Source organism: Agrobacterium sp. BT-220-3 (genome assembly GCF_025910175.1).
In the GTDB taxonomy this organism is placed as follows: Bacteria; Pseudomonadota; Alphaproteobacteria; order Rhizobiales; family Rhizobiaceae; genus Agrobacterium; species Agrobacterium oryzihabitans.
Genome location: NZ_JAPAIX010000004.1, coordinates 36,802 through 61,506 on the forward strand (window position 1 = coordinate 36,802; position 24,705 = coordinate 61,506).

The 24,705-nt window shown below is 57.5% G+C and carries 26 protein-coding genes; 8 read left to right on the forward strand and 18 right to left on the reverse strand.

The features are described 5' to 3' along the window. The first annotated feature begins 49 nt into the window (after window positions 1-49). A complete protein-coding gene (gene trxA / locus OK142_RS13425) occupies window positions 50-370 on the forward strand; it encodes a thioredoxin (RefSeq protein WP_003492832.1) in 321 nt (106 codons plus the stop codon). 48 nt (window positions 371-418) lie between these two features. Here trxA and OK142_RS13430 read toward each other — a convergent pair whose 3' ends face one another. The 8 genes from OK142_RS13430 to OK142_RS13465 form a co-directional block, all read right to left on the reverse strand. Then, on the reverse strand, window positions 419-1,798 hold the full coding sequence (locus tag OK142_RS13430) for a bifunctional folylpolyglutamate synthase/dihydrofolate synthase (protein ID WP_498683293.1): 1,380 nt from the start codon (window positions 1,796-1,798) through the stop codon (window positions 419-421). Between the two features lie 85 nt (window positions 1,799-1,883). Next, window positions 1,884-2,777 carry an acetyl-CoA carboxylase, carboxyltransferase subunit beta gene (gene accD, locus OK142_RS13435; protein ID WP_003492828.1) on the reverse strand — a complete coding sequence of 298 codons (894 nt, stop codon included), beginning with the start codon at window positions 2,775-2,777 and terminating at the stop codon, window positions 1,884-1,886. Window positions 2,778-2,804: 27 nt separating this feature from the next. Further along, window positions 2,805-3,644: a tryptophan synthase subunit alpha gene (gene trpA / locus OK142_RS13440; protein WP_035241931.1), complete on the reverse strand. Its 840-nt coding sequence runs from the start codon at window positions 3,642-3,644 to the stop codon at window positions 2,805-2,807. Between the two features lie 4 nt (window positions 3,645-3,648). After that, on the reverse strand, window positions 3,649-4,869 hold the full coding sequence (gene trpB / locus OK142_RS13445; protein WP_216330441.1) for a tryptophan synthase subunit beta: 1,221 nt from the start codon (window positions 4,867-4,869) through the stop codon (window positions 3,649-3,651). A gap of 1 nt (window position 4,870) precedes the next feature. Next, the gene (locus OK142_RS13450; protein WP_498683294.1) at window positions 4,871-5,533 is read right to left on the reverse strand and encodes a phosphoribosylanthranilate isomerase; all 663 of its coding nucleotides are present in this window, start codon (window positions 5,531-5,533) and stop codon (window positions 4,871-4,873) included. Between the two features lie 102 nt (window positions 5,534-5,635). Then, a complete protein-coding gene (locus OK142_RS13455; protein ID WP_498683295.1) occupies window positions 5,636-6,403 on the reverse strand; it encodes a M48 family metallopeptidase in 768 nt (255 codons plus the stop codon). A gap of 68 nt (window positions 6,404-6,471) precedes the next feature. Continuing rightward, window positions 6,472-7,704: a polyhydroxyalkanoate depolymerase gene (locus OK142_RS13460; protein ID WP_498683297.1), complete on the reverse strand. Its 1,233-nt coding sequence runs from the start codon at window positions 7,702-7,704 to the stop codon at window positions 6,472-6,474. Between the two features lie 126 nt (window positions 7,705-7,830). Further along, window positions 7,831-8,673, reverse strand: coding sequence for a fumarylacetoacetate hydrolase family protein (locus OK142_RS13465; protein WP_080836351.1), 843 nt, complete (start codon window positions 8,671-8,673; stop codon window positions 7,831-7,833). A gap of 128 nt (window positions 8,674-8,801) precedes the next feature. On the opposite strand from OK142_RS13465, the gene OK142_RS13470 reads away from it, so the two are divergent. After that, entirely contained in the window at window positions 8,802-9,404 is a 603-nt protein-coding gene (locus OK142_RS13470; RefSeq protein ID WP_498683298.1) for a nitroreductase family protein, read from the forward strand. 96 nt (window positions 9,405-9,500) lie between these two features. Here OK142_RS13470 and gyrB read toward each other — a convergent pair whose 3' ends face one another. The 5 genes from gyrB to OK142_RS13495 form a co-directional block, all read right to left on the reverse strand. Further along, window positions 9,501-11,936, reverse strand: coding sequence for a DNA topoisomerase (ATP-hydrolyzing) subunit B (gyrB, locus tag OK142_RS13475; RefSeq protein ID WP_498683300.1), 2,436 nt, complete (start codon window positions 11,934-11,936; stop codon window positions 9,501-9,503). A 156-nt stretch (window positions 11,937-12,092) separates the two neighbouring features. Continuing rightward, a complete protein-coding gene (locus OK142_RS13480; protein ID WP_003492812.1) occupies window positions 12,093-12,458 on the reverse strand; it encodes a helix-turn-helix domain-containing protein in 366 nt (121 codons plus the stop codon). Then, entirely contained in the window at window positions 12,455-13,024 is a 570-nt protein-coding gene (locus OK142_RS13485; RefSeq protein WP_498683302.1) for a Smr/MutS family protein, read from the reverse strand. The genes OK142_RS13480 and OK142_RS13485 overlap by 4 nt, the downstream gene beginning before the upstream one ends. Then, the gene (mltA, locus tag OK142_RS13490) at window positions 13,021-14,133 is read right to left on the reverse strand and encodes a murein transglycosylase A (RefSeq protein ID WP_498683304.1); all 1,113 of its coding nucleotides are present in this window, start codon (window positions 14,131-14,133) and stop codon (window positions 13,021-13,023) included. Before mltA ends, OK142_RS13485 begins: the two co-directional genes overlap by 4 nt. Next, the gene (locus OK142_RS13495; RefSeq protein ID WP_216330434.1) at window positions 14,130-14,828 is read right to left on the reverse strand and encodes a Tim44/TimA family putative adaptor protein; all 699 of its coding nucleotides are present in this window, start codon (window positions 14,826-14,828) and stop codon (window positions 14,130-14,132) included. Before OK142_RS13495 ends, mltA begins: the two co-directional genes overlap by 4 nt. Window positions 14,829-14,969: 141 nt before the next feature. Here OK142_RS13495 and OK142_RS13500 point away from each other — a divergent pair, with 141 nt between their 5' ends. Together OK142_RS13500 and secB are read left to right on the forward strand one after the other, a co-directional pair. Then, window positions 14,970-15,518 (forward strand): FxsA family protein, encoded by a 549-nt coding sequence (locus tag OK142_RS13500; RefSeq protein ID WP_498683306.1) that lies wholly within the window; start codon window positions 14,970-14,972, stop codon window positions 15,516-15,518. 101 nt (window positions 15,519-15,619) lie between these two features. Then, entirely contained in the window at window positions 15,620-16,102 is a 483-nt protein-coding gene (secB, locus tag OK142_RS13505) for a protein-export chaperone SecB (RefSeq protein WP_003492802.1), read from the forward strand. 103 nt (window positions 16,103-16,205) lie between these two features. Here the strand turns inward: secB and dnaQ are convergent, their stop codons facing one another. Genes dnaQ through OK142_RS13530 form a run of 5 tightly spaced genes read right to left on the reverse strand, consistent with a single transcriptional unit; the run spans window position 16,206 to window position 19,810 of the window. Then, window positions 16,206-16,904, reverse strand: coding sequence for a DNA polymerase III subunit epsilon (gene dnaQ, locus OK142_RS13510; RefSeq protein WP_498683308.1), 699 nt, complete (start codon window positions 16,902-16,904; stop codon window positions 16,206-16,208). Then, a complete protein-coding gene (coaE, locus tag OK142_RS13515; protein WP_498683309.1) occupies window positions 16,897-17,505 on the reverse strand; it encodes a dephospho-CoA kinase in 609 nt (202 codons plus the stop codon). Before coaE ends, dnaQ begins: the two co-directional genes overlap by 8 nt. After that, window positions 17,505-18,365, reverse strand: a complete 861-nt coding sequence (locus OK142_RS13520; protein ID WP_498683310.1) for a shikimate dehydrogenase — start codon at window positions 18,363-18,365, stop codon at window positions 17,505-17,507. Before OK142_RS13520 ends, coaE begins: the two co-directional genes overlap by 1 nt. Next, the gene (locus tag OK142_RS13525; protein ID WP_498683311.1) at window positions 18,358-18,957 is read right to left on the reverse strand and encodes a Maf-like protein; all 600 of its coding nucleotides are present in this window, start codon (window positions 18,955-18,957) and stop codon (window positions 18,358-18,360) included. Before OK142_RS13525 ends, OK142_RS13520 begins: the two co-directional genes overlap by 8 nt. Window positions 18,958-18,988: 31 nt before the next feature. Further along, window positions 18,989-19,810: a pyruvate, water dikinase regulatory protein gene (locus OK142_RS13530; RefSeq protein ID WP_003492790.1), complete on the reverse strand. Its 822-nt coding sequence runs from the start codon at window positions 19,808-19,810 to the stop codon at window positions 18,989-18,991. Window positions 19,811-20,220: 410 nt separating this feature from the next. On the opposite strand from OK142_RS13530, the gene hemE reads away from it, so the two are divergent. The 4 genes from hemE (at window position 20,221) to mnmE (ending at window position 24,665) form a co-directional block, all read left to right on the forward strand. Next, complete coding sequence (gene hemE / locus OK142_RS13535) at window positions 20,221-21,255, forward strand: uroporphyrinogen decarboxylase (RefSeq protein ID WP_498683313.1); 1,035 nt, start codon at window positions 20,221-20,223, stop codon at window positions 21,253-21,255. Further along, entirely contained in the window at window positions 21,252-21,797 is a 546-nt protein-coding gene (hemJ, locus tag OK142_RS13540) for a protoporphyrinogen oxidase HemJ (RefSeq protein ID WP_498683314.1), read from the forward strand. Before hemE ends, hemJ begins: the two co-directional genes overlap by 4 nt. Window positions 21,798-21,982: 185 nt before the next feature. Beyond that, window positions 21,983-23,248: a transcription termination factor Rho gene (gene rho / locus OK142_RS13545; RefSeq protein ID WP_003492784.1), complete on the forward strand. Its 1,266-nt coding sequence runs from the start codon at window positions 21,983-21,985 to the stop codon at window positions 23,246-23,248. An 88-nt stretch (window positions 23,249-23,336) separates the two neighbouring features. Continuing rightward, entirely contained in the window at window positions 23,337-24,665 is a 1,329-nt protein-coding gene (mnmE, locus tag OK142_RS13550) for a tRNA uridine-5-carboxymethylaminomethyl(34) synthesis GTPase MnmE (RefSeq protein WP_498683316.1), read from the forward strand. Window positions 24,666-24,705: the final 40 nt, after the last annotated feature.

A 24,705-nucleotide genomic window follows, 5' to 3' on the forward strand; every position in this document is an offset into this window, starting at 1 on the left:
GCCCGCATCACATCATAGCGGAAAAGTTTAGCTGAAAGGAGAGCCAGATATGGCTACCGTAAAAGTCGATGCCGCCAACTTCCAGTCCGAAGTCCTCGAATCCGCCGAACCAGTCGTGGTGGATTTCTGGGCCGAATGGTGTGGCCCTTGCAAGATGATCGCCCCGAGCCTTGAAGAGATTTCTTCGGAGCTTGCCGGCAAGGTCAAGGTTGCAAAGCTCAACATCGACGAGAACCCGGAACTGGCCGCCAAATTCGGCGTTCGCTCGATCCCGACGCTCGCCATGTTCAAGGGCGGCGAAGTGGCCGATATCAAGGTTGGTGCTGCTCCCAAGACAGCGCTTTCCGCCTGGATTTCCGGCGCCGCATAAGCGATTTTTGATGGAATAAGAAAAGCCCGGCAGCGATGCCGGGCTTTTTTATTGGGGAATGGTGCCGTTCAGTGCGAGCGCATTTCCGGCAAGGTAAAGCGAACCGCCGATCAGGATACGCGGCGCCGGCCCTTCGGGATCGAAGCGGCGTGACAATTCGTCCAGCGCTTCGGTGAGGGAAGATGTAGGCGCTGCCACCAGACCGGCATCAAAGGCCGCATGGGCAAGCACGACGGGGTCGATCGCCGCATCGGTACCGCCGATCGGTACGGTGAAGACATATTCGGCGATATCCGCAAAAGCCTTGAAATAGCCCACCGGGTCCTTGGTATTGATCATGCCCGCAATGATGAACAGCGGACGTGGCGTCTTGTCCTCAAACCCCGCCATGGCTTCAGCGATAACTTCGCCGGCACCCGGGTTGTGGCCGCCATCGATCCAGATCTCCGCATCCTTCGGGGCCATGTCGGCGATTTTGCCGGTCAGGACGCGCTGAAGACGGCCGGGCCACTCCACTGTCGTCATGGCCTTTTCGATCATCCGCTCCGTCACCTCGAAACCGGCCGCCTTGACGGCGCGGATCGCGGCAGCGGCATTGGCAAGCTGGTGGCGGCCGGGGAGCCGCGGCAGCGGCGCATCGGTCAGGCCGAACTCATCCTGATAGACCATGCGGCCAAACTCTTCATGGGCGGAAAAATCCTGCCTATAGACCGATGCAGGGCAACCGAGACGCTCCGCCGTGGCAACAAGCGTTTCCAGCGCCGCGTCGTATTCCTGGTGGCCGATGACGACGGGAGAACCCGATTTCATGATGCCGGCCTTTTCAGCGGCAATCAGTTCCACCCGATCTCCAAGATAGGCCTGATGATCGAGTGATATCGGCATGATAACGGAAACGGCCGGGTTGTTGATCACATTGGTCGCATCGAAGCGCCCGCCAAGCCCAACTTCGACGACAGCGGCGTCAGCGGGCTGCTCCGCAAAAAGCACGAACATCGCGGCGGTCAGGATTTCGAAAACCGTTATCATCTGGCCGCCATTGGCAGCTTCAATACGGCGCAGCGCATCCGCAAAGACGGCGTCCTCGACATAACGGCCCCTCTCGCCGGAAACCCCGATCCGATAACGCTCGTGCCAGTTCACGAGATGCGGAGAGGTGTGCACGTGGACGGAAAGGCCCGCCGCCTCCAATAATGCGCGGCAGAAGGCCGTAACCGAACCCTTGCCGTTAGTGCCTGCGACATGAATGACCGGTGGGAGTCTTTTCTGAGGGCTACCCAATTTTTCGAGAAGACGGGAAATTCTATCCAGCGAAAGATCAAAACCCTTGGGGTGGAGCTGCATCAGCTCTTCGATGATCTGTTCGGCCTCGCCGATTGCGGGCTTCGTCATGTCTTCTGTCCGCCTTTCAGGCGTTGTCTTGGCCATTTTGTCCGCCGCATCAGAAATGAAATCATGCAACGTATAACATCACCCGAAGGCGATTTGCCGCCTTCGGGTGAGATATTTTTCATCAGGCCGAAGCCGCAAGCGGAACGACCGCATTTGCTTCCGCCGGCGCTTTCGTCATGATCTTGAGAAGGCTGGCCAGCGTATCGGGGATCTCGCGGCGGTCGATCACCATGTCGACCATACCGTGCTCGAACAGGTATTCCGATGTCTGGAAGCCCTCAGGAAGCTTTTCGCGAATGGTCTGCTCGATCACGCGCTTGCCCGCAAAGCAGATTTCGGCACCGGGCTCGGCGATATGCACATCACCCAGCATGGCGTAGGAAGCCGTAACACCACCCGTCGTCGGGTTCGTCAGAACCACGATGTAAGGCATGCCCGCCTCTTTCAGCATGTTCACCGCAACCGTGGTGCGCGGCAGCTGCATCAGGGAGAGAATGCCTTCCTGCATGCGAGCGCCACCGGAGGCCGGAAACATGACCAGCGGGCAACGCTCGGAAATGGCCCGCTCGAATGCCTTGACGATGGCTTCGCCCGCCGCAATGCCGAGAGAACCGCCCATGAACTGGAATTCATGCACGACGGCAACGATCTTGAGGCCTTTCAGCATACCAACGCCGGCAAGGATCGTATCTTCCTGCTCTGTCTTCGTGCGGCTGTCGCGCAGGCGATCGGTGTATTTCTTGGAATCGCGGAACTTCAGCGGATCCTGCGCCACCTTCGGCTGGGGCAAGGCCTCATACACGCCGCCATCAAAAAGATCGACGAGACGCGCCTTTGCCGGCATCTTCATGTGGTAACCGGAAGCCGGGATGACCCACTTGTTATCCTCGAGGTCCTTGTGGAAGACCATCTCGCCCGTTTCCGGGCACTTGATCCACAGGTTCTCCGGAACCTCCGGGCGGCGGCCAAGCATGGAATTGATCCGGGGCCGTACGTAATTGGTGATCCAGTTCAACTGACTACTCCTGACTGGGCCGCGCGATTATTCCGCAGCGGCAAGGCGCGACGCGCGCACGCCCGTTGAAAGTCCTTTTACCAGCGTCGTGACGGCCGGCACGGTGTCGGCGGTCGCCTGTCCGTCCTTGGTCAGGCTGCCCGCAATCTGGTTGACGATGGCCGAACCGACCACCACGCCATCCGCCACGGCACCGATCGCTTTAGCATGATCGGCCGTCTTGACACCGAAACCGACGCACACTGGCAGTTCCGTATGCGCCTTGATACGACCGACAGCGCCCGAGATCAACGAGGGATCGGGAAGTGCGGAGCCGGTAATACCGTTCATCGAGACGTAATAAACGAAACCTGAGGTATTTTTAAGAACGGCAGGCAGGCGCTTGCCATCCGTCGTCGGCGTGGCAAGACGGATGAAATTGATGCCGCGCGCCAGGGCAGGCACGCAGAGCTCATCATCCATTTCCGGCGGCAGATCGACCACGATCAGGCCATCGACACCGGCCGCCAACGCATCATCCAGAAACCTGTCGACACCGTAGATATAGATCGGATTGTAATATCCCATCATCACGATCGGGGTCGCGTCATCACCCTTGCGGAACTCGCGGGCGAGATCGAGTGTGGTTTTCAGCGTCTGGCCGCCTTTCAGCGCGCGCTGTCCCGCCAGCTGGATCGCCGGGCCGTCCGCCATCGGGTCGGAAAACGGCATTCCAAGCTCGATAACATCTGCGCCTGCTTCCGGCAGGGCCTTCATGATGCCGAGCGAGGTTTCGAAATCCGGGTCGCCGCCCATGAAATAGGTGATCAGGGCCGGGCGATTTTCCGCCCGCAGATCGGCGAAGCGCTTGTCCATACGTGCAGTCATGATCTTATACATCCATTCCAAGGAACTTGCTGACGGTGTGGACATCCTTGTCGCCGCGACCGGAGAGGTTCATCAGGATGATTTCATCCTTGCCCATCGTCGGCGCGCGCTTGATGACCTCGGCCAGGGCGTGGCTCGGCTCAAGAGCTGGAATGATGCCTTCAAGGCGGGTCAGCATCTGGAAGGCGTCCAGCGCCTCATGGTCCATGATCGGCACATATTCCACGCGGCCGATATCGTTCAGCCAGGAATGTTCAGGGCCGATGCCGGGATAATCGAGGCCGGCGGAGATGGAATGACCTTCCTTGATCTGGCCGTCCTCATCCTGCAGCAGATAGGTGCGGTTGCCATGCAGCACGCCCGGCGAACCGGCTGTGATCGAAGCACAATGCTCGTCACCCGAAAGGCCCTTGCCGCCGGCTTCGACGCCGACGATGCGGACATTCTTGTCATCGAGGAAAGGATGGAAGATGCCGATGGCATTAGAGCCGCCGCCGACAGCCGCGACGACCAGATCCGGCAGGCGGCCTTCCGCCTCCAGCATCTGCGCCTTGGCTTCCTCACCGATGACGGCCTGGAAATCGCGGACCATTTCCGGATAGGGATGCGGGCCAGCCGCAGTGCCGATCAGGTAATAGGTATCCTCGACATTGGTAACCCAGTCGCGCAGGGCCTCATTCATGGCATCCTTCAGGGTGCCGTGACCGGCCGTCACCGGCTTCACTTCAGCGCCAAGGAGCTTCATGCGGAACACATTCGGGGCCTGACGGGCAACGTCCGTCGCGCCCATATAAACGACGCAGGGCAGGCCGAAGCGTGCGGCGACGGTTGCGGAGGCAACGCCGTGCTGGCCGGCACCGGTTTCGGCGATGATGCGGGTCTTGCCCATGCGCTTGGCAAGCAGGATCTGGCCAAGGCAATTGTTGATCTTGTGCGAACCGGTGTGGTTCAGCTCTTCGCGCTTGAAATAGATCTTCGCGCCGCCAAGTTCCGCCGTCAGGCGTTCCGCAAAATAAAGCGGGCTCGGACGACCGGTATAGTGCGCGCCGAGATGCTTGAGTTCCGCCTGAAACGCGGGATCGGTCTTGGCCTTGTCCCATTCCGCCTGCAAATCCAGAATGAGCGGCATCAGCGTTTCGGCAACGAAGCGACCTCCGTAAATGCCGAAACGGCCGTCCTCATCGGGACCAGCGCGAAAAGAATTGGGTGTTGGCGCGTCGTTCACTTCAAGCTCCCTTTGGGCCTTTCGACCAATCATTCACCACATCGAAAAATGCGTCGATCATGGACAGATCCTTGACGCCCGGCGCACTTTCCACACCGGACGATAAATCTAGTCCGCTTGCCCTGGTCTCCGCCAGCGCCTCGGCGACATTGTCCTTGTTCAATCCCCCGGAAAGCATGTAATCCACACTTCCGTCAAGTGATCGCAGGATGGTCCAGTCGAAGGAGACGCCGTTGCCGCCAGGCAGCTCGGAACCGGCGGGCGCATTGGCGTCCAGCAGAAAACGGTCGGCTATTCCAATATAAGGGTCGATTTTGGCAAGATCAGCGGCATCGCGAATGGAAATCGCCTTCATGACAGGCAGGCCATACAGCGCCTTGATATTCAGCAGCCGCTCCGGGCTTTCATTGCCATGCAACTGCAGGATGTCCGGTTTTACGAGATCGACGATTTCATCGAGATAATCATTGTCGGCATTGACGGTGACGGCGACCACCTTGGCGGCGCCGCGGGCGGCTTCCGCCAGCCTGCCGGCAATATCGGGTTCGATGTTGCGCGGGCTCTTTTCAAAGAAAATAAAACCGACATGGGAGGCGCCGCGCCTGACGACGCGCTCCAGCGCTTCCGGTGTCTTCAATCCGCAAATCTTGATATCCGGTTTCATACCCGCGACCTGACATGAAATGCGACAAGAGTCGAGCCAAATCGCATCCGTTTTCTCTGGAATGTTTCACGTGAATCCAGATGGCGATCCACGCCTCCACTTTCAATCGAAATCGATGGCGTGGAGTCTGGAGCCATGGCGTTTCAGCCATTCCTTGGCTTCGTCAGTATGCGGGCAGAGCTTTTCACACAGGGCCCAGAATTTCGGGCCGTGGTTCATTTCACTCAGATGCGCAACCTCGTGGGCGGCAAGATAATCGATGACCTTCTCCGGCGCCATGACGATGCGCCATGAGAAGCTCAGATTTCCATCATGCGAGCATGATCCCCAGCGACTGCGGGTGTCCTTCATGCTGATGGACCGCACAGGTCGGCCGGCGGCACGCGCATGGAACGCGACCAGCTTCTCCAGATCAGCCTTCGCTTCCTTTTTCAGAAAGGTCGCCACCCTTCTGCGCAGATGCTCGGGCGCGCCGCTGACTTTCAGAACCGCCGTGCCGTCGGCGTCCCGGGATATATGGGTCAGGCCCCGCAGGCTGCCGGTGTGGTCTATGCGGTGGGATATGCCGCGAATATCGATGGTCGCGCCATGACCCAAACCGTCGTCAGGACCGATTTTCAAAAGCTTGCCTTCCAGCCAGCCCTGATGCCTTTCAAGGAAATCATCAACCTGTCGGTGGTGCAGGCCCTGCGGGATCGTCAGCTTTAGTGCCCGACCGCCGGGTTCGATGCGCAAGGTAATGCGCGTGGCCCGCGGGTTTTCCCTCACCGTGATGGGGACGTGCCGTCCGGCCACCTCGACGGTGCGCTGGCTCGGTGCGGTCTTTTTTGACGCCGGCGACTTCACGGATTTTCTGAGAAGCGAAAACATGAATGGTTCATAGCCGATTCGACACCGGCTTGGCCACGCAAATGCGCGGCATCGCCTGTCTTCCAGCGCTAGACAGTCTGGTGTTTGCCGATGAATTCCACCATACGCGGCACGATTTCCTTGCGGAACCGCGACCCGTTGAAAACGCCGTAATGGCCGACATCGGGCTGCATATAGTGGGCGCGCTTTTCATCCGGGATGTTCCGGCACAGATCATGGGCCGCCTTGGTCTGGCCGACACCAGAGATATCGTCATTCTCACCTTCCACGGTAAACAAGGCGACATTTCGAATGGCAGCGGGATCAATCGCCCTGCCCCTGTGCTGCATGTTTCCCTTCGGCAGCGCATGGTCGATAAAAACGGTTTCGACAGTCTGCAGATAGAATTCCGCCGTCAAATCCATGACGGCCAGATATTCATCGTAAAAATCGCGATGCTTCTCGGCGGAATCGCCATCGTTCTTGACGAGGTTGAGGTAGAAATCCTTATGCGCCGTCATGTGTTTGTCGAGGTTCATGGACATGAAACCGGACAATTGCAGGAAGCCGGGATAAACGGACCTGCCGAAAGCAGGCTGCGGCCACGGTACCTGCATGACGACGTTATCGCGGAACCACTCGATGGGCTTGGCCTTGGCCAGGCCGTTGACGGCTGTGGGATTGATGCGCGTATCGATCGGCCCCCCCATCAGCGTCATGGATGCCGGTGCGAAACCATCCCCATCGGCTTCCATCAGGGAAACGGCCGCGAGCACCGGCACCGAGGGTTGACAGACGGCAACCACATGCGCACCCGGTCCAATCTCACGCAGCATATCGATGACATAGCTGATGTAATCGTCGAGATCGAAGGTGCCTTCTGTCACCGGCACCATGCGGGCATCGATCCAGTCAGTGATGTATATATCCGCCGATGGCAGCAGCGCCTCCACCGTTCCCCGCAGCAATGTGGCGTAGTGGCCGGACATCGGCGCTACCAGCAGCACCTTCGGATCCGCTTTGCGGGTCGTATCAAGTTCTTTTTTGAAATGAACGAGGTTGCAGAAGGGACGCGACCAGACGATTTCTTCGGTGACAGCAACCGTCTCGCCATCAACGGTCGTGGTGCCAAGGCCGAACTCCGGCTTGACGTAACGGCGTGTCAGACGCTCGAACACCTCAAAGCCCGCATCGAGGCTTCGCCCGAAGGCGGTGCTGGAAAGCGGGTTCAATGGATTGCTGCAGGCCTGGCGCATCATATCGGCACCCGCGCGCAGGGGCACCATCGCCGCATGGTTCATTTCATAAAGGTGGTAGAACACTGATTACGCCTCCCTCGCGGATCACGCTCTTTTTTTGACCATAGCAGCTTTTCGCAACTGCACAAAATCGAAGGCGCCGGTGGTTTCCCCCCGGCGCCTCAATTTCAGTTGAACACTTGTCGATAATCAGATGTCGGCGACGAAGGTCTGCTTCTGGGAACCGAGGCCTTCAATGCCGAGTTCCACGACATCACCGGTCTTGAGATAACGCGGCGGCTTCTGGCCCATGCCGACGCCGGGAGGCGTGCCGGTGGAGATGACGTCACCGGGATGCAGCGACATGAACTGGCTGAGATAGGAAACGACATGGGCAACGCCGTAGACCATGGTCTTGCTGGAACCGTCCTGCATCGTCTGGCCATTCACCTTCAGCCACATGCCGAGGTTCTGCGGATCGGTGATTTCGTCCTTCGTGACGAGCCAGGGGCCGATCGGGCCGAAGGTGTCGCAGGACTTGCCCTTGGTCCACTGCCCGGCGCGCTCCGTCTGGAAGGCGCGTTCGGAAACATCGTGCGAGACGCAATAACCGGCAACGTAGTCGAGAGCATCGGCTTCCGAAACATATTTTGCCGTCTTGCCGATGACGACACCAAGCTCGACTTCCCAGTCGGTTTTTTCGGAGCCGCGCGGAATGACAACATCATCGTTCGGACCGACGATCGCCGAGGTCGCCTTCATGAAAATGACGGGTTCCGGCGGTACGGTCGCACCCGTTTCAGCGGCGTGGTCAGAGAAGTTGAGGCCGATGCAGATGAATTTTCCGGTTCCCGTGACGCAGGCGCCGATGCGCTCTTCGTTGAGGACCGGAAGAGTGCCAAGATCGATGGCGGCAATCTTCTTGAGGCCTTCGGGAGAGATGGCATCGCCGCCGATATCTTTCACGTGGGCGGACAAATCGCGGACTTTTCCTTCCGCGTCGAGGATCGCAGGCTTTTCCTGGCCAGGCTGGCCAACGCGCATCAATTTCATGGAACTCTCTCCCGGTTGTCTGACAAGGTGATGCATATATGAACGATGCATTCATACTTGTCACCCCTTGACTGCTCCGACTTTCGAAAAATACCTTTTCCTTCCCGGCAATCAAAAGGACATGGCCCGTGACGAACAGCAATTCCCGGCAATCAGAATATCCCGTCGATCCCCTTTTCCTCGATCGCTGGTCTCCGCGCGCCTTCGATGGCAACGCCATGCCGCAAGAGCATCTGCTGACCATTCTCGATGCGGCGCATTGGGCACCCTCGGCATCCAATCATCAGCCATGGCGATTTGTCTATGCACACAAGGATAGCGAGGACTGGCCGCTCTTCGTGGAACTTCTGATGGAGGGGAACCAGCGCTGGGCAAAAAATGCCTCCGTGCTGCTCTTCGTCATTTCCCGCGACCACAATATTTCGCGAGAAGGCGAGAAAAAACCTTCAGCGACCCATTCCTTCGATGCCGGTGCGGCATGGTTTTCGCTCGCCATGCAGGCCCATCTGCTCGGTTACCACGCCCATGGCATGGCCGGCATATTGAAAGACCAGATCGTGGAAAAGCTCAATGTTCCTGATGGGTACAAGGTGGAGGCAGCGGTTGCCATCGGCACGCTGACCGACAAGACCGTCCTTCCCGAAGATCTGGCGGAACGGGAAGTGCCGAGCAAGCGCCTTCCCCTTTCGGACGTCGCTTTCAAGGGGCGTTTTACCGGCAAGGCCGATTGATATCCGATCAACAAAAAGGCCCGGCGGAAAACAACCGCCGGGCCTTTTATTAAAGTTTCGTTTCACGTGAATCGTTACGTGAGACGCTCCACAGGATTAAATGTCGAGGTTGGCAACGCTCAGGGCATTTTCCTGGATGAAGTCACGGCGCGGCTCCACCTCGTCGCCCATCAGGCGGGCAAACAGGCCATCGGCATCGGTCGCATCATTGACCTTGACCTGCAGAAGCGAACGGACATTGGCGTCAAGCGTCGTTTCCCAAAGCTGCTCGGCATTCATTTCACCGAGGCCCTTGTAACGCTGCATGGAAAGCCCCTTGCGGCCGGCGGCGAAAATCGCATCCAGAAGCGCACGCGGACCTGGCAGCTCCATGGTGCCGTCCTTGCGTTGCAGAACCGGCGGCGTCACGTAGATGTCACGCGTGCGGGCTGCGAGTTGATCGATATGGCGGGCATCGGCCGAACCGATGAGACCCATATCCAGCGTCGAAACTTCCTTGACGCCGCGCACCATGCGCTCGAAGCGCAGGCCGCCGTCATCAAGCACCGTACCCGTCCAGCCACGTTCGGTTTCTTCCGCAATCATGTCGAGACGGCGGGCAACTTCGGCAACCGTTTCCACGGCACGTGCCGCATTGGCCGAAAGCTCAGGGTTGAGCGCACCGGCAATGGCGGCCTGTTCCACAATCGAACGGCTGTAGCGGGAATGCAGACCATCGATCAGCGAGCGCATGCGCAGCGCATCGAGAATAACTTCGCGAAGATCGGCGCCAACGCGAACCTCACCGGTGCCGAGGGTCAGCGATGCTTCCTCAAGACCCATGGAAATGAGGTATTCTTCCAGCGCCTTCTCATCCTTGAGGTACTGCACGGATTTTCCGCGCGTCACCTTATAAAGCGGTGGCTGGGCGATATAGAGATGGCCGCGCTCGATCAGTTCCGGCATCTGGCGGAAGAAGAAGGTCAAAAGCAGGGTACGGATATGGGCGCCATCGACGTCGGCGTCCGTCATGATGATGATCTTGTGGTAACGCAGCTTGTCGGCGTTGAACTCGTCCTTGCCGATCGACGTGCCGAGCGCAGTGATCAGCGTGCCGATTTCCTGGCTGGACAACATCTTGTCGAAACGCGCGCGCTCGACATTGAGGATCTTACCGCGCAGCGGCAGGATGGCCTGGGTTTCACGCGAGCGGCCCTGCTTGGCCGAACCGCCGGCGGAGTCGCCCTCGACGAGGAAGAGTTCGGATTTCGCCGGATCGCGCTCGGAGCAGTCGGCAAGCTTGCCGGGCAGAGAGGCGATATCGAGCGCACCCTTGCGACGCGTCAGTTCGCGTGCCTTGCGGGCGGCTTCGCGGGCGACGGCCGCTTCCACGACCTTGCCGACAAGGATCCTTGCGTCGGAAGGATGTTCTTCCAGCCAGGTGGAGAGAGCCTCGTTGACGAGGCTTTCCACGACCGGGCGCACTTCGGACGAAACGAGCTTGTCCTTCGTCTGCGACGAAAACTTGGGATCGGGAACCTTGACGGAAAGAATGGCCGTCAGACCTTCACGGCAGTCCTCACCCTGCAGGCTCACCTTTTCCTTTTTCAGGATGCCTGATGTTTCGGCGTAGGATGTTACCTGGCGTGTGAGCGCCGCACGGAAACCGGCCATATGGGTGCCGCCGTCGCGCTGGGGAATGTTGTTGGTAAAGCAGAGCACGTTTTCATGGTAGCTGTCGTTCCACCACAGCGCGACCTCGACCGTGATGCCGTCCTTTTCGCCGCGGATGGCGACCGGCTTGTCCACCAGCGGCTTCTTGGCGCGGTCCAGATAACGCACGAAGGCTTCAAGCCCGCCATCATACAGCAGCTCTTCCTGCTTGATATCGGAATGGCGCTTGTCGGTGAGCAGGATGCGCACGCCGGAATTCAGGAATGCCAGTTCGCGCAGACGATGCTCCAGCGTGCCGTAATCATAGTCCGTCATGGTGAAGGTCTGCGGGCTCGCGAGGAAAGTGACTTCCGTGCCGGAGCGACCTTCATATTCGCCAATGACGGAGAGCGGCGCATCGGCGACACCATGGGTGAAGCCGATTTCGTGCAGCTTGCCATTGCGGCGGATTCTGAGCTTCAGCCAGACGGAAAGCGCATTCACCACCGAAACGCCCACACCGTGCAGACCGCCGGAAACCTTGTAGGAGTTCTGGTCGAATTTTCCGCCCGCATGCAGCTGGGTCATGATGACTTCGGCTGCGGAAACGCCTTCGGAAGAATGGATGTCGGTCGGAATGCCGCGTCCATTATCCGTCACCGTCACCGATCCATCGGCATTCAGCGTCACCGTCACCAGATCGGCATGGCCCGCGAGCGCCTCGTCGATGGCGTTGTCGACCACTTCGTAGACCATGTGATGCAGGCCGGAACCGTCATCGGTATCGCCGATATACATGCCGGGCCGTTTGCGCACGGCATCAAGACCCTTGAGGACCTTGATCGAATCGGCTCCGTATTCCGTGTTCGCGCCGACTTCGCTTGACGATGTTTCGGTCATAAGTACTCTTTCCAAAGTTTTCCTGGCCAAGTTTTCAGTGAGAAGGCCTGAAGCCAGCGAATCACTCAAATCCGACATGCGACTATAGAAATTCTACACCCAATCCCAAAGGCCGCATGCTTCCGGATGCTGCATAAAGCAGGGGATAGAGGGGTTTCAATCGCAAGAACGGCTTTTTTGCAGCACCGCTGACAGTTCCTCTATCATACTCGGTGGCAGCTTGCGAATATCCCGCGCCAGACGATTGGCGAAAGCCGTATATTGTGGTGGCAGACCGATGGTGTCGATCACCACCTTCGGGTCGGACGAGCCGGCGAGAAAGAACAATTCCTCCGCCTCGTCCCAGATAATATTGAAATATCCGGCAATGCGCTGAAGGAGATCAAAGCTCGGCTTGCCACGCTTGCCGTGCTCCAGCGCCGAAAGATAGGCTGGCGACACGCCGATGGCGGCGGCCATTTCCTTCTGCGTTACGCCCTTGCGTTCGCGAAGCTGTCGCACCGCCTCGGCAAAGGGCGTCATGATTTGTCACCCTTCCGGCGTGCCAGCCGCACATAGAGCGCGCCGTCGCCGCCATGATTGGCCGATGCATCCTCATAGGAAGAAATCAAATGGCGATATTCCGGTTTGGAGAACCACATGGGCACCGCCCTCTTCAGCGCGCCGTCGCTGCCGATGGAACGGCCCTTGCCGGTAATGACCAGCACATGCCGAAGACCACGCTCATGTGCGCGCAACAGAAAATCAAGCAGAACCGCATGGGCCTCGCTCTGGAACATGCCGTGCAGATCGATCCGCCCCTCCAGCGGCAGCCTGCCGCGGGTGAGCTTTCGCTTGACCGGTTTTTCCAGCGGTTGATGAATTCGAGGCTTCTTGTCCGGTGAAACAGGCGGCAGCTCCGCCGGCTCCGCAAGCATACGTGGAAAGAGGCCCTTGCCCGTTTGCGCAATAACGGGCTCTGCCGGGGTTTCCTCTATGTCGTCGAAAGCCAGCAAATCCTCCAGCCTGCCGGAGATCGGCCGCGCTGTCCTTGCGACCTTACCCCACAGGATGCGTTCTTCCTTGCCAAGCTTTCGACTGCCTTTCATCGCCGATACCTTTCCGCAGCAACACGTGGCAGCAGTATATAAAAATCGGCATCATTGCGCACCGTACCGGCAAGTTCGCCGGCTTCGAAACCGGAGCCGGTGAAAATATCGCCGCGCGCCGGGCCGACGATGGCCGACCCCGTATCGAGCGCCAGCATCAGCCGGGCGAATGGTTTTCCATCATCCAGATGGGTCAATGACGGCGCATGGATGAAAAAGGGAAAACCGAATGTGTGGATGAGCCTGTCCACCGCAAGCGCCCGTCCAGCGAGCAGCGGGACCTTGGCGGCGGCAATAGGTCCCATATCGTCTTCGGCAACATCCGCTTCCCGGAAAAAAATATAGGAGCGGTTATGCCAGAGCACGCCATCCACGTCGTCGGGATGATCGGCGAGCCATTTGCGAATGGTCTGCATCGAGACGGTTTTGGGATCGAGTTCTCCGCGATCCAGAAGCAGCCGGCCTATCGGCGAAAACGGATGCCCGGCTTTCGCCGCATAGGTTACCCGTTTTACCGCACCATCCGGAAACACCAGACGGGCGGCGCCCTGAACGTGGACGAAGAACAGGTCGACCTTCGATTTCGCCCAGGCGATCTCAAGACCCCTGCCCTCCAGATATCCTTCATCCATGGCGCGACGGTCGGGAAAATAGGAAATCCCGTCTTCGCCTTCTTTGCCAAAAGCATAGGTCGGATCGAAACCGGTGGGACGATTATCGTCGCCGATATCCACCAGTTCCGGCGGCCTGCGATAGATCGGATAACGCCAGATCTCGTCCGGTGTGGAAGACACTTCCAGTTCCGGTTCGTAAAAGGCGGTGACGAAACCGCTCTTTCCCTGGGACGGAGAAATCTTGAAGGGTACGCAATTGGTTTCGAAAAAGCGGCGCGCCTGTTCCGGGCTATCCGCTTCGTTGCCGTCGGCGGCTTCCAGAAGCAAAACCAGTTCAGCGGCGGTGACGCCCAGCGCGCCGGTCCTGTAGGGTTTCGCATTCCGCAGATGCGACAGGATCGTTCCCATCGCTGCAAAAAGCTTGCTGGGATTGTCTTCCCGCCACCCAGGCAGATCGCGGAAAGACACTTCATCGATTGAAAAGGGCGTGTTCATTGCTCGGATTCGGTAGCGATCAGCTTCCAGTTCGGATCGCGCGAACGAATGTCGCGCGAGAAGGTCCAGATATCATCGACCTCTGCGACCGCATCCGGATCACCATCCACCAGCTTGCCGTCCTTGTCATAGGTGGCAGAAATCAGCTGGCTGACCAGCCTCAGCGTGACCTGCACTTCCGAGTCTCGAACGGCCGCCTGGGTGATATCGGCCTTTTCGATGCCGACGAAGGTGGACTTCACGACCTCGCCGCGACTTTCGCGCTCGGAAATGGCTGCATCGAAACCGTCAAAAACCTCCTTCGACAGAAGGTTCTTCAGCGTCTTGCGGTCGCCATCGGCAAAACCCATGACAATCATTTCATAGGCCATACGAGCGCCGTTCAGGAACTCCTTCGGGCGGAATGTCGGATCCTTGGTCATCACGTCCCTGAGGGAGGCATTTAATGCGGAGTCCACGGGCGCAAGCGCATCAGCTTCGGCAAAGCGGTTTTCATCCTCCGCCTCGCCACGTTTCGGCAGGGTCACGACCTTGTTATCGTCCGTGACGGGACCTTTCGCGACGTCGCGCGGGCTATAGGGATCGAATGGCGGCTTCTCATTGCCCGTTCGGCGGCCGAGAACGCTACGCAGCTGAAAGAAGATCAGCACCGCTGCAACGAGAAAAAACAATGTGATAAAGTCGCTAAAGCCCATCTTTTACCAAAACCGCCATTTAAAATCGAAAACCACACCATCATATAGTCTGCATCTTACCATCATTCAAATGTGCAGATTCAATCATCGGTGTTCTCGCGAACCGGCAATCTGCCAGAGATGCACACGCAAGGCTAGAAGATGCGTTTTTCCTTTCTCCCCATCGTCATCCTGATGATGCCCATCCTCGAAATTGCCGGCTTCATCATTGTCGGCAAGGCGATCGGTTTGTGGCTGACATTGGCGCTCGTCATGTTCACGTCGTTTCTCGGGCTCCTGATCCTGCGCCTCGGCGGCATCGGCATGGTGAGAAACCTCCAGGCAGCCGGACGCACCGGTGCCCAGCCGGCGGATGAGCTGGTCAATGGCGCCATGCGGGTTGTCGCCGGAATCCTGCTTTTCATTCCCGGTTTCATTACCGACATCCTCGGCCTTCTGCTGTTGTCGAAAACGGTTCGGCGCTTTTTCTGGAAAGCCTTCGGACCACGCGTCGTTGTTGCGGGCTCGTTTCGCCAGTCTGGCAGCCAGTCCGGTCCGCAGCCCGGCGATTTTTCCGGGTTCCGCAATGATCAGGGAAAAAGCGGGAATTCCAAGGTCGTAGACCTCGACGAGGAAGAGTTTCACCGCGAAGGACCGAAGGATTCTCCCTGGTCCCGCAAGCCGGATGATCGCGACCTGCCCAAACCCTGAAGGCGCGTCGGAACAGACCCAAGGCCGGCTCACGAAGGGTTGTAAGGCTCGGGTCGAAATGATAGACCGCCTTCCACGAATTCACGCCGCGAGGAAACGTAATGACCGCTGAAAATGGTGCACAGGACGCAGTAAGTCCTTCCCTCAACATTCTTACCCAGTACATCAAGGATCTTTCCTTCGAAAATCCGGGCGCTCCTCGTTCGCTCCAGGCACGTGAAAATGCGCCGTCGATCAACATCAATGTCAATGTCAACGCAAACCCGATCTCGGGTTCGGATTTTGACGTTGTTCTGGCGCTGAATGCGGAAGCCAAGGATGGCGACAAGGTTCTGTTTGCGGCCGAGCTGGTTTATGGCGGCGTGTTCCGCATTGCCGGTTTCCCGCAGGAACATATGCTGCCGGTGCTGTTCATCGAATGCCCGCGCCTTCTGTTCCCCTTCGCACGCCAGATCATCGCGGACGTTACCCGCAACGGCGGCTTCCCGCCGCTGATGATCGACCCGATCGATTTCGCGCAGATGTTCGCTCAGCGCGTTGCCGAAGAACAGGCGAGAGCCAAGGTTCAGGCCGTACCGAACTGAACGGCGCATATCGCGTTTCAGAATCTCTGAGAAAACAAAACCCGGGTTATTCGCCCGGGTTTTTCTTTGACCGCATTTTCCATTTTCAGCGTCCAGGCAGGCGTCAATTCTGGTAGCGGTTCCAGATCGCCTTGTCGCCCATGCCAAGAACAAGTTTGCCATGAGCCGCGAGCGTCTCCGCATCCAGTCTCGAGGGCAAGGGGCTCGGCCGTTGCAGTGGCTCAAGCGGCACATCATCCTCGATGACGATGGTTTCCTGCTTGGCAGAGGAGCCGAAACCGAGCGCCGTCTGGCGCCCGCCGATCATCTCGATGTAGACTTCGGCTAGAAGTTCGGAGTCGAGAAGCGCGCCGTGCTTGGTGCGGTGGGAATTGTCGATGCCATAACGTCGGCAAAGCGCATCGAGAGAATTCGGTCCCATCGGGTGCTTGCGGCGGGCGAGCGAAAGCGTATCCGTCACCAGATCTGGTGCGACAGGTTCAATTCCAAGACGGGCAAATTCGGCGTTGATGAAGCCCATATCGAAGGTCGCATTATGCGCCACCCAGCGCGCGCCCTCGAAGAAATCACGGATCTCGTCGACGACATCTGAGAATTTCGGTTTGTCTTTCAGGAATTCGTCGGTAATGCCGTGAACAGCAAGCGCATCGGGGTGAACCTTGCGGTCTTCCGGGCTGATGTAGAGATGCAGCGTTTTCCCGGTTGGGAAATGGTTGATCAGCTCAATCCCGCCGATTTCGATAACACGGTCCAGTTTCGATTCAAGGCCCGTGGTTTCCGTATCGAAAATGATCTCACGCATTGTTTTCTCCGTGGCCCGAACCGGCGGCCAATTTTTGCAAGATTCCTCTTACCTGATCCCGCGCCGCTTCGACACCATTTCCGGTATCGATGACGAAATCGGCGCGTTGGCGCTTTTCAGCATCTGGCATCTGCCGGGCGAGGATCATTTCAAACTTCTCTTCCGTCATGCCCGGCCGGGATAAAACGCGCTCGCGCTGTATGTCAGGGGCGCAGCTGACGACCACTATTTTATCGACCCGCTCTTCAGCCCCGGTTTCGAACAGAAGGGGAATATCGAGAAGGGCGAATTGCCGAGCTTCTTCCCTAGCCTTTGCGAGAAAGGCCTCCTGTTTCTGCCGGACAAGCGGGTGAACAATCGCTTCGAGCTTGCCAAAATTAGCCGGATTCTCCCGCAGAACTTCGCCGAGCTTCTGGCGATCCACCGCACCGGAAGCGGTCGTGCCGGGGAAAGCGGTTTCGATCGAGCCAACAGCTTCTGCCCGATAAAGCGCGTGCACGACCTCATCGGAATCGAGAACCGGGACGCCTTCTTCAGCAAAGAGCTTCGCCGTCTTTGTTTTTCCCATTCCGATCGAGCCGGTGAGACCGATGACGATCATCAATGTTTCTCCATGTCCTCGATGATGATGGAACGAAGGGTTTCGTCGACCTCCGGCATTTGACCGAACCACTTTTTGAAACCGGGTTTCGCCTGATGGAGGAGCATGCCAAGCCCATCCACGGTCGCAATGCCCTGCGCCTGCGCCATCTGCAGGATGGGCGTTATCAAGGGTACATAGACGATATCCGTCACGACGGCATTTTCTGCCAGCGGCGAGAAGTCGAGTTCGGGCGCTTCGGTCCCGTCCATGCCGAGCGATGTGGTGTTCACGAAAAGACCGGCACCTTGCATGACCTCATGAAGCGCGCCCTGCGGATGGGAAAAAACACGGGCGCCAAAACGGTCGGCCAGTTCCTGGGCACGTTCGACCGTGCGGTTCAAAATGTGGATTTCGCCAATACCGCGGTCCCGCAAGGACTGAACCACTGCCCGGCTTGCGCCACCGGCGCCAAACACCACTGCCCGATCGGTGTTGTCCCAGCCCGGGTGTCGCTCATCGAGATTGGAGACAAAACCATAGCCATCCGTGTTGGTGGCGTGAAGCCTACCCTCTTCCATCCAGATGGTGTTGGCCGCACCCAGTTCTTCAGCCACCTCGTCAGGGCTATCGGCGAGCCTGTAGACGGCTTCCTTGTGCGGGATGGTGACATTTCCGCCGACGGCGGATCCAGGCCCCTGCGCCCTTATTGTCGCAATGAAGTTCGGGAAGTCGTCCGGCGTGACCTCCACGGCCTTATAGGAGCCGGAAATGCCGAATTTCTTCAGCCAATAGGAGTGGATGATAGGCGACCTGGAATGCTTGATCGGGTAACCGGCAACGAAGGCATTTATGGTTAATGTTTCACGTGAATCAGCCATCGATGACATCCATGTCGCGCAGTTTCGATAAAAGAGGCAGAAGCGGCAGGCCGAGAATGGTGAAGTAATCCCCTTCAATCGAAGTGAATAGCTGGATTCCCTCACCCTCAAGCTGATAGGCGCCAACGCTGCTCAAGGCCTTCTCTCCCACCCTTTGCAGGTGCCGGGAGATGAATTCTGCGCTCAGGTTCCGGACGGAAAGCTCGGCACTGGAGACAGTCTGCCATAGCTCTTCCCGTCCGCGAACAAGAACGGCGGCGCTGTTCAGACGATGAACCTTGCCGGACAATGAAAGCAGATGTGCCTCAGCTTCCGCCATGGTTTTCGGTTTGTGATAGACACGGCTGCCGAGCGCCATCGTCTGGTCGCATCCAAGAACGAGTGCTGCCGGATAGAGGGTGCTGACCGCGAGAGCCTTTGCCCTGGCAAGTTCAAGCGCGACTTCTTCCGGACGGGCGCCGTTTCTTTCCAGCTCTTCATCGAGCGCGCGCTCGTTTATATCCGCCGGGATCGCCGAAAATGTCAGGCCCGCATTGCGCATCAGCATCTGGCGGGATGCGCTGGACGAGGCGAGGATCAACTCTTGTTTCATCGACTGTCTGCTCCGAATGGTGCGACCCGGATTATCGTGTCCTCGGACGAAGGGCAAGAATGGCCGCGGCCGTTTCCTCGATGGAGCGTCGCGTAACATCAATCAGTGGCCAATTGTTGCGGGCACAGAGCGCACGCGCATATTTCAGCTCTTCCATGATGGTAGCGCGATCCGTGTAACGCCCGCTGTCAAATCCGCCGGTGACGCCAAGTTCACGGTTTTCACGCACCTGCGATATGCGATCAGATGTTGCAACCAGACCGACGATCAGTGGCCTTGTCGCCGCATAAAGGCTTTCAGGCAGGGGCACATTCGGAACGACGGGTATATTGGCGGTCTTTATTCCCCTGTTGGCGAGATAGATGCTGGTCGGTGTTTTCGATGTGCGGCTGATCCCGATAATGACGATATCGGCCTCGTCATAGGTTTCCGGCATCTGCCCATCATCATGATCCATGGCAAAATTGAGCGCTTCGATCCGTGCGAAATAATCCGCATTCAAGACATGCTGCGCTCCGACCCGCCGTCTGGAAGGCGCACCGAGATAGGTCTGAAAAATGCCGATGATCGGCTCGAGGACGTTGACACAGGGTACTCCGATCGCATGGCAGCGTAAGTCCAGGAACTCAGCCAGCTGCTGGTCAACGATGGTATAGAGGACGATGCCGGGTTCCTTGTCGATAAGGTCAACCACCTGGGCAAGCTGCTTCTGGTTCCTGATCATCGGATAAACATGCTCCACGGGCATGGAGGCATGAAACTGGGCCGAGACGGCGCGACCCGCCGACATGAGAGTCTCTCCCGTCGAGTCCGAAATCAGGTGCAAATGGAAGAAGCTTTTTTTGTTCTCCACGCTGTTTTTCTCCCGCTGTTGATAAACCGGGACAAACTTCCGAATTGTCCTGAAGGCCGAGCCGCGACGTGAATAAGGTGGTGTTTTTCCACAATCCGCAAGTGGCTTCAATCACCATCGGCGTGCCTGTGAATTGTTGGAAGAATGAAGGCTTGTCCAGAATTTTCCCCAGCCTATCCACAGATCAGGATATTTTCCGCATAGGCGGTAAATAAATGAAATCATTCAATAAATATTAGTTCTCCCTGTTGTTGGAGAACTGGCTATCAAATGATATCCGCAAAGACCGGTCACACTCCTCGACTGCGGCATTTCGACTGGAATGATTTTAATCCTTGCTACCCACAGACTCTAAGAAATAGAAAATCTTTTAAATCTCTTTGATTTTATTTTTTGAGAAGTTGGGTGGAATGAGCGAGCGCAAGGTTTTAAAGGTGTTGAACGGGCAAACGGTCACACCGCCGCCCATATGGCTGATGCGGCAGGCAGGGCGTTACCTTCCCGAGTACAGGGAAACGCGCAAGACCGCCGGCAGTTTCCTCGATCTCTGTTATAATCCCGAACTGGCGACCGAAGTGACCCTTCAGCCCATTCGTCGGTTCGGGCTCGACGCCGCCATTCTCTTTTCCGATATTCTGGTGATACCGGATGCGCTTCATCGCAACGTATCCTTCAGCGAAGGCAAGGGTCCGGCGATGGACCCGATCGATGTCAACGGTATCGAAAAGCTCGATGCAGCGAATGTCTTGACACATCTTTCGCCTGTTTTCGAAACTGTCTCCCGGCTACGCACAGCCTTGCCGGATGAGACGACACTTCTCGGATTTTGCGGCGCGCCCTGGACGGTTGCCACCTACATGATTGCCGGTCACGGAACGCCTGACCAGGCGCCAGCGCGGCTATTCGGTTATCAGGAGCCGGTTGCGATGGAAAAGCTTCTCGCTTTCCTCGCGGATATCTCCGCAGACTATCTGGTGGCGCAGATCGATGCCGGGGCGGATGCGGTTCAGATTTTCGATTCCTGGGCCGGCGTGCTCGGCGAGAAGGAATTCGAGGACTATGCGGTAAAGCCCGTAGCGCGGATGATTGCCTCGGTGCGCGCCCGTCGGCCGTCCGCAAAGATTATCGCTTTCGCCAAGGGGGCGGGTTATCTTCTGAAGGATTATCGCCGTAAGACGGGTGCAGACGCCATTGGGCTAGATTGGTCTGTGCCCCTCAGCTTCGCTCGCGATCTGCAGAAGGAAGGCCCGGTGCAGGGCAATCTGGACCCGATGCTGATGGTGGCGGGCGGTAAGGCGTTGCAGGATGGCATCGATGCAGTGCTAGAGGGGCTCGGACAGGGTCCGCTGATCTTCAATCTCGGTCATGGCATTACCCCGCAGGCCGACCCGGAAAACGTCACGAGGCTGGTGCAGCGGGTGCGCGCTCACGGAGCCGGGGCATGAGCAACGAGAAACAGACCTCTGCCCGTTCGGGAAACAGGGCCGCACTTCGTGCGGGAGTGGCACTTGGTGTATTTGCGGCATTTGTCGCCTTGCTGTTTTACGCCGATCCGGCTGATCTCTATCTCTGGATCAAAGCGCTTCATATCATCGCGGTGATTTCCTGGATGGCGGCGATCTTTTATCTGCCGCGGCTGTTCATCTATCACACCGATGCACCGGCCGGTTCACAGCAATCCGAAACCTTCAAGGTGATGGAACAGCGGCTGATCAAGGTCATCATGAATCCGGCGATGATGATATCCTGGGTGCTGGGACTTTATCTCGCCTGGTCGGTTTATGGTTTTTCCGGCGGCTGGCTGCATGCGAAGATCGGACTGGTCGTGATTTTGACGATCACCCATGTTTATTTCACCCGCAGCGCCAAACGTTTCGCGCGGGATGAAAATACCAGACCGGCCCGTCACTGGCGGTTGATGAATGAGGTTCCGACCGTGCTGATGATCCTCATCGTCATACTTGTGGTTGTGAAACCCTTTGGTTAAGACGGCGTAACGATAAATTTCGCGGAATTCGTGCTTTCCTCTTGCGGCGGCCGTGTTCAATCGCTATTTTCGCTTCACTCATCTTCGTGGCATGTGAATTATTCAGTCATCTGCGGTATCTCCCTCAGCATCTGATTCGCGAACACGCCCTCCCCCAAATTACATTATCAAACGGTCTTTCCTTCATGGCTGAAATGAAGCTTCAGGAACTTAAGAGCAAATCGCCTACCGACTTGCTGACTTTTGCTGAATCCCTGGAAGTTGAAAATGCGAGCACCATGCGCAAGCAGGAGCTTATGTTCGCAATCCTCAAGGTTCTCGCGAGCCAGGACATTGAAATTATCGGCGAAGGCGTCGTTGAAGTCCTGCAGGACGGTTTTGGTTTCCTGCGGTCTGCAAACGCGAACTATCTGCCGGGTCCGGACGACATCTATATTTCGCCCTCGCAAATCCGCCGCTTCTCGCTGAAGACTGGCGATACCGTTGAAGGCCCTATTCGTGGTCCCAAGGAAGGCGAACGTTACTTCGCGCTTCTGAAGGTCAACACGATCAATTTCGACGATCCTGAAAAGATTCGTCACAAGGTTCACTTCGATAACCTGACGCCGCTTTATCCGAACGAGCGGTTCAAGATGGAACTTGATGTTCCGACATCGAAGGATCTCTCTTCGCGGGTGATCGATCTCGTCGCGCCGCTCGGCAAGGGCCAGCGCGGATTGATCGTCGCGCCGCCGCGCACCGGTAAAACGGTCCTGCTGCAGAACATCGCCCATTCCATCACGGCGAACCATCCGGAATGTTATCTGATCGTTCTCCTGATCGACGAACGCCCGGAAGAAGTGACCGACATGCAGCGTTCCGTGAAGGGTGAGGTCGTCTCCTCCACCTTCGACGAACCGGCTGTGCGCCACGTCCAGGTCGCCGAAATGGTCATCGAAAAGGCAAAGCGCCTTGTCGAACACGGCCGCGACGTTGTCATCCTGCTCGATTCCATCACCCGCCTCGGCCGCGCCTATAACACTGTCGTTCCCTCTTCCGGCAAGGTCCTGACCGGTGGTGTGGACGCTAACGCGCTGCAGAGGCCAAAGCGCTTCTTTGGTGCGGCTCGTAACATCGAGGAAGGCGGTTCGCTGACGATTATCGCGACTGCATTGATCGATACGGGCAGCCGTATGGACGAAGTGATCTTCGAAGAATTTAAGGGTACGGGTAACTCGGAAATCGTGCTCGATCGCAAGGTCGCCGACAAGCGCATCTTCCCGGCTCTGGACATCCTGAAATCCGGCACGCGTAAGGAAGACCTGCTGGTACCGCGTCAGGATCTGCAGAAGATTTTCGTGCTTCGTCGAATTCTGGCGCCGATGGGAACGATGGACGCCATCGAGTTCCTGATCGACAAGCTGAAGCAGACCAAGACGAACTCGGACTTCTTCGAGTCCATGAATACCTGATCCGGAGTTTAGCCGGATTCTTCGACCAAGATTTAAAGCCGCATTCGTTTATTCGAATGCGGCTTGACTGTTTTAGACGAGGTACGTGATGCCAGCTTCCACCGATACGATCTATGCGCTTTCAAGCGGAGCCCTGCCGGCCGGTGTTGCCATCATCAGGATCAGCGGTCCCTTAGCCTTTGAGGCTCTGTTGAAGTTGACCGGCCGCGAGCTTCCCGCCCCTCGGCAAGTCGCGTTGGGTTCGATTCGGGATCGAAACAATGAGATTATCGACCAGGCGCTGACGGTCATTTTCCCGGCCCCAAATTCATTCACGGGCGAGGATTGCGTGGAGATTCACAGTCACGGCAGTCGGGCTGTCATGGCCTCGATTTTCACGGAACTCGACAATCTTCCGGGGCTCAGGCCCGCAGATGCCGGCGAATTCTCCCGTCGTGCATTCGAGAACGGCAAGATGGACCTTCTCGAAGTTGAAGGACTTGCCGACCTGTTGCAGGCGGAAACTGAAATGCAGAGGCGGTTGGCTGTCGAGCAAAGCTCAGGCAAACTCTCGGCGCTCTATGATGGCTGGGCAAATCGGTTGACTCGTGCTCGCGCCTTGATCGAGGCGGAACTCGACTTTGCCGATGAAGAGGACGTTCCGGATTCTGTTGCGTCCCAGGTCTGGGATTCCGTGTCGCAGCTGCGAGATGAGATTGCCGGTCATCTGCGGAGCGGTGGAAGCAGTGAAATCATTCGCGACGGCTTCAAGGTGGCGTTGGTTGGAGAGCCTAATGCGGGTAAATCCACTCTCCTTAACGCTCTGAGCGGTCGCGACGTCGCCATTGTGACGGATATCGCCGGCACGACCAGAGACGTGCTGAGTGTTGACATCAATCTGGATGGTTATCTGGTTCGGATATTCGATACAGCCGGTATCAGGGATACTCTGGATGTGGTCGAACAGGAGGGTGTCAGGCGTGCCGTTCTGACGGCGGAAACTGCCGATCTCGTATTGGTGTTACAGGATAATGATTCGATTCCGAAACAATTTGCCGCGTCGGTTGAGAATCAAAGACGGTTACGGGTCCGAACTAAAACGGCGGTTTCCCACTCTAATGCAGGCTCGGATTATGATCTCTCTATTTCGGCCAAGGAGGGTGTTGGCTTGGCCGAGTTGCGTTCGTCGATCAAACGGGAGATTGAAAGGCGGGTCGGCGCTGCGCAGACTTTGGTTCCGGCGCGCGCGCGTCACAAAAAACGTCTTGAAGACACGCTGAATTATGTTAGTGATGCGCTCCATTCCGAAGCCATGGACCTTGCGATCAGGTCAGAATATTTGCGGCTTGCGGCGACCTCGCTCGGACGCATTACGGGCCGCGTGGATGTGGAAGATTTGCTCGGCGTGATCTTCTCGGAATTCTGCATAGGAAAATGATTCACGTGAAACATTGGCGGTCCATGCGGCAGTGCTGATG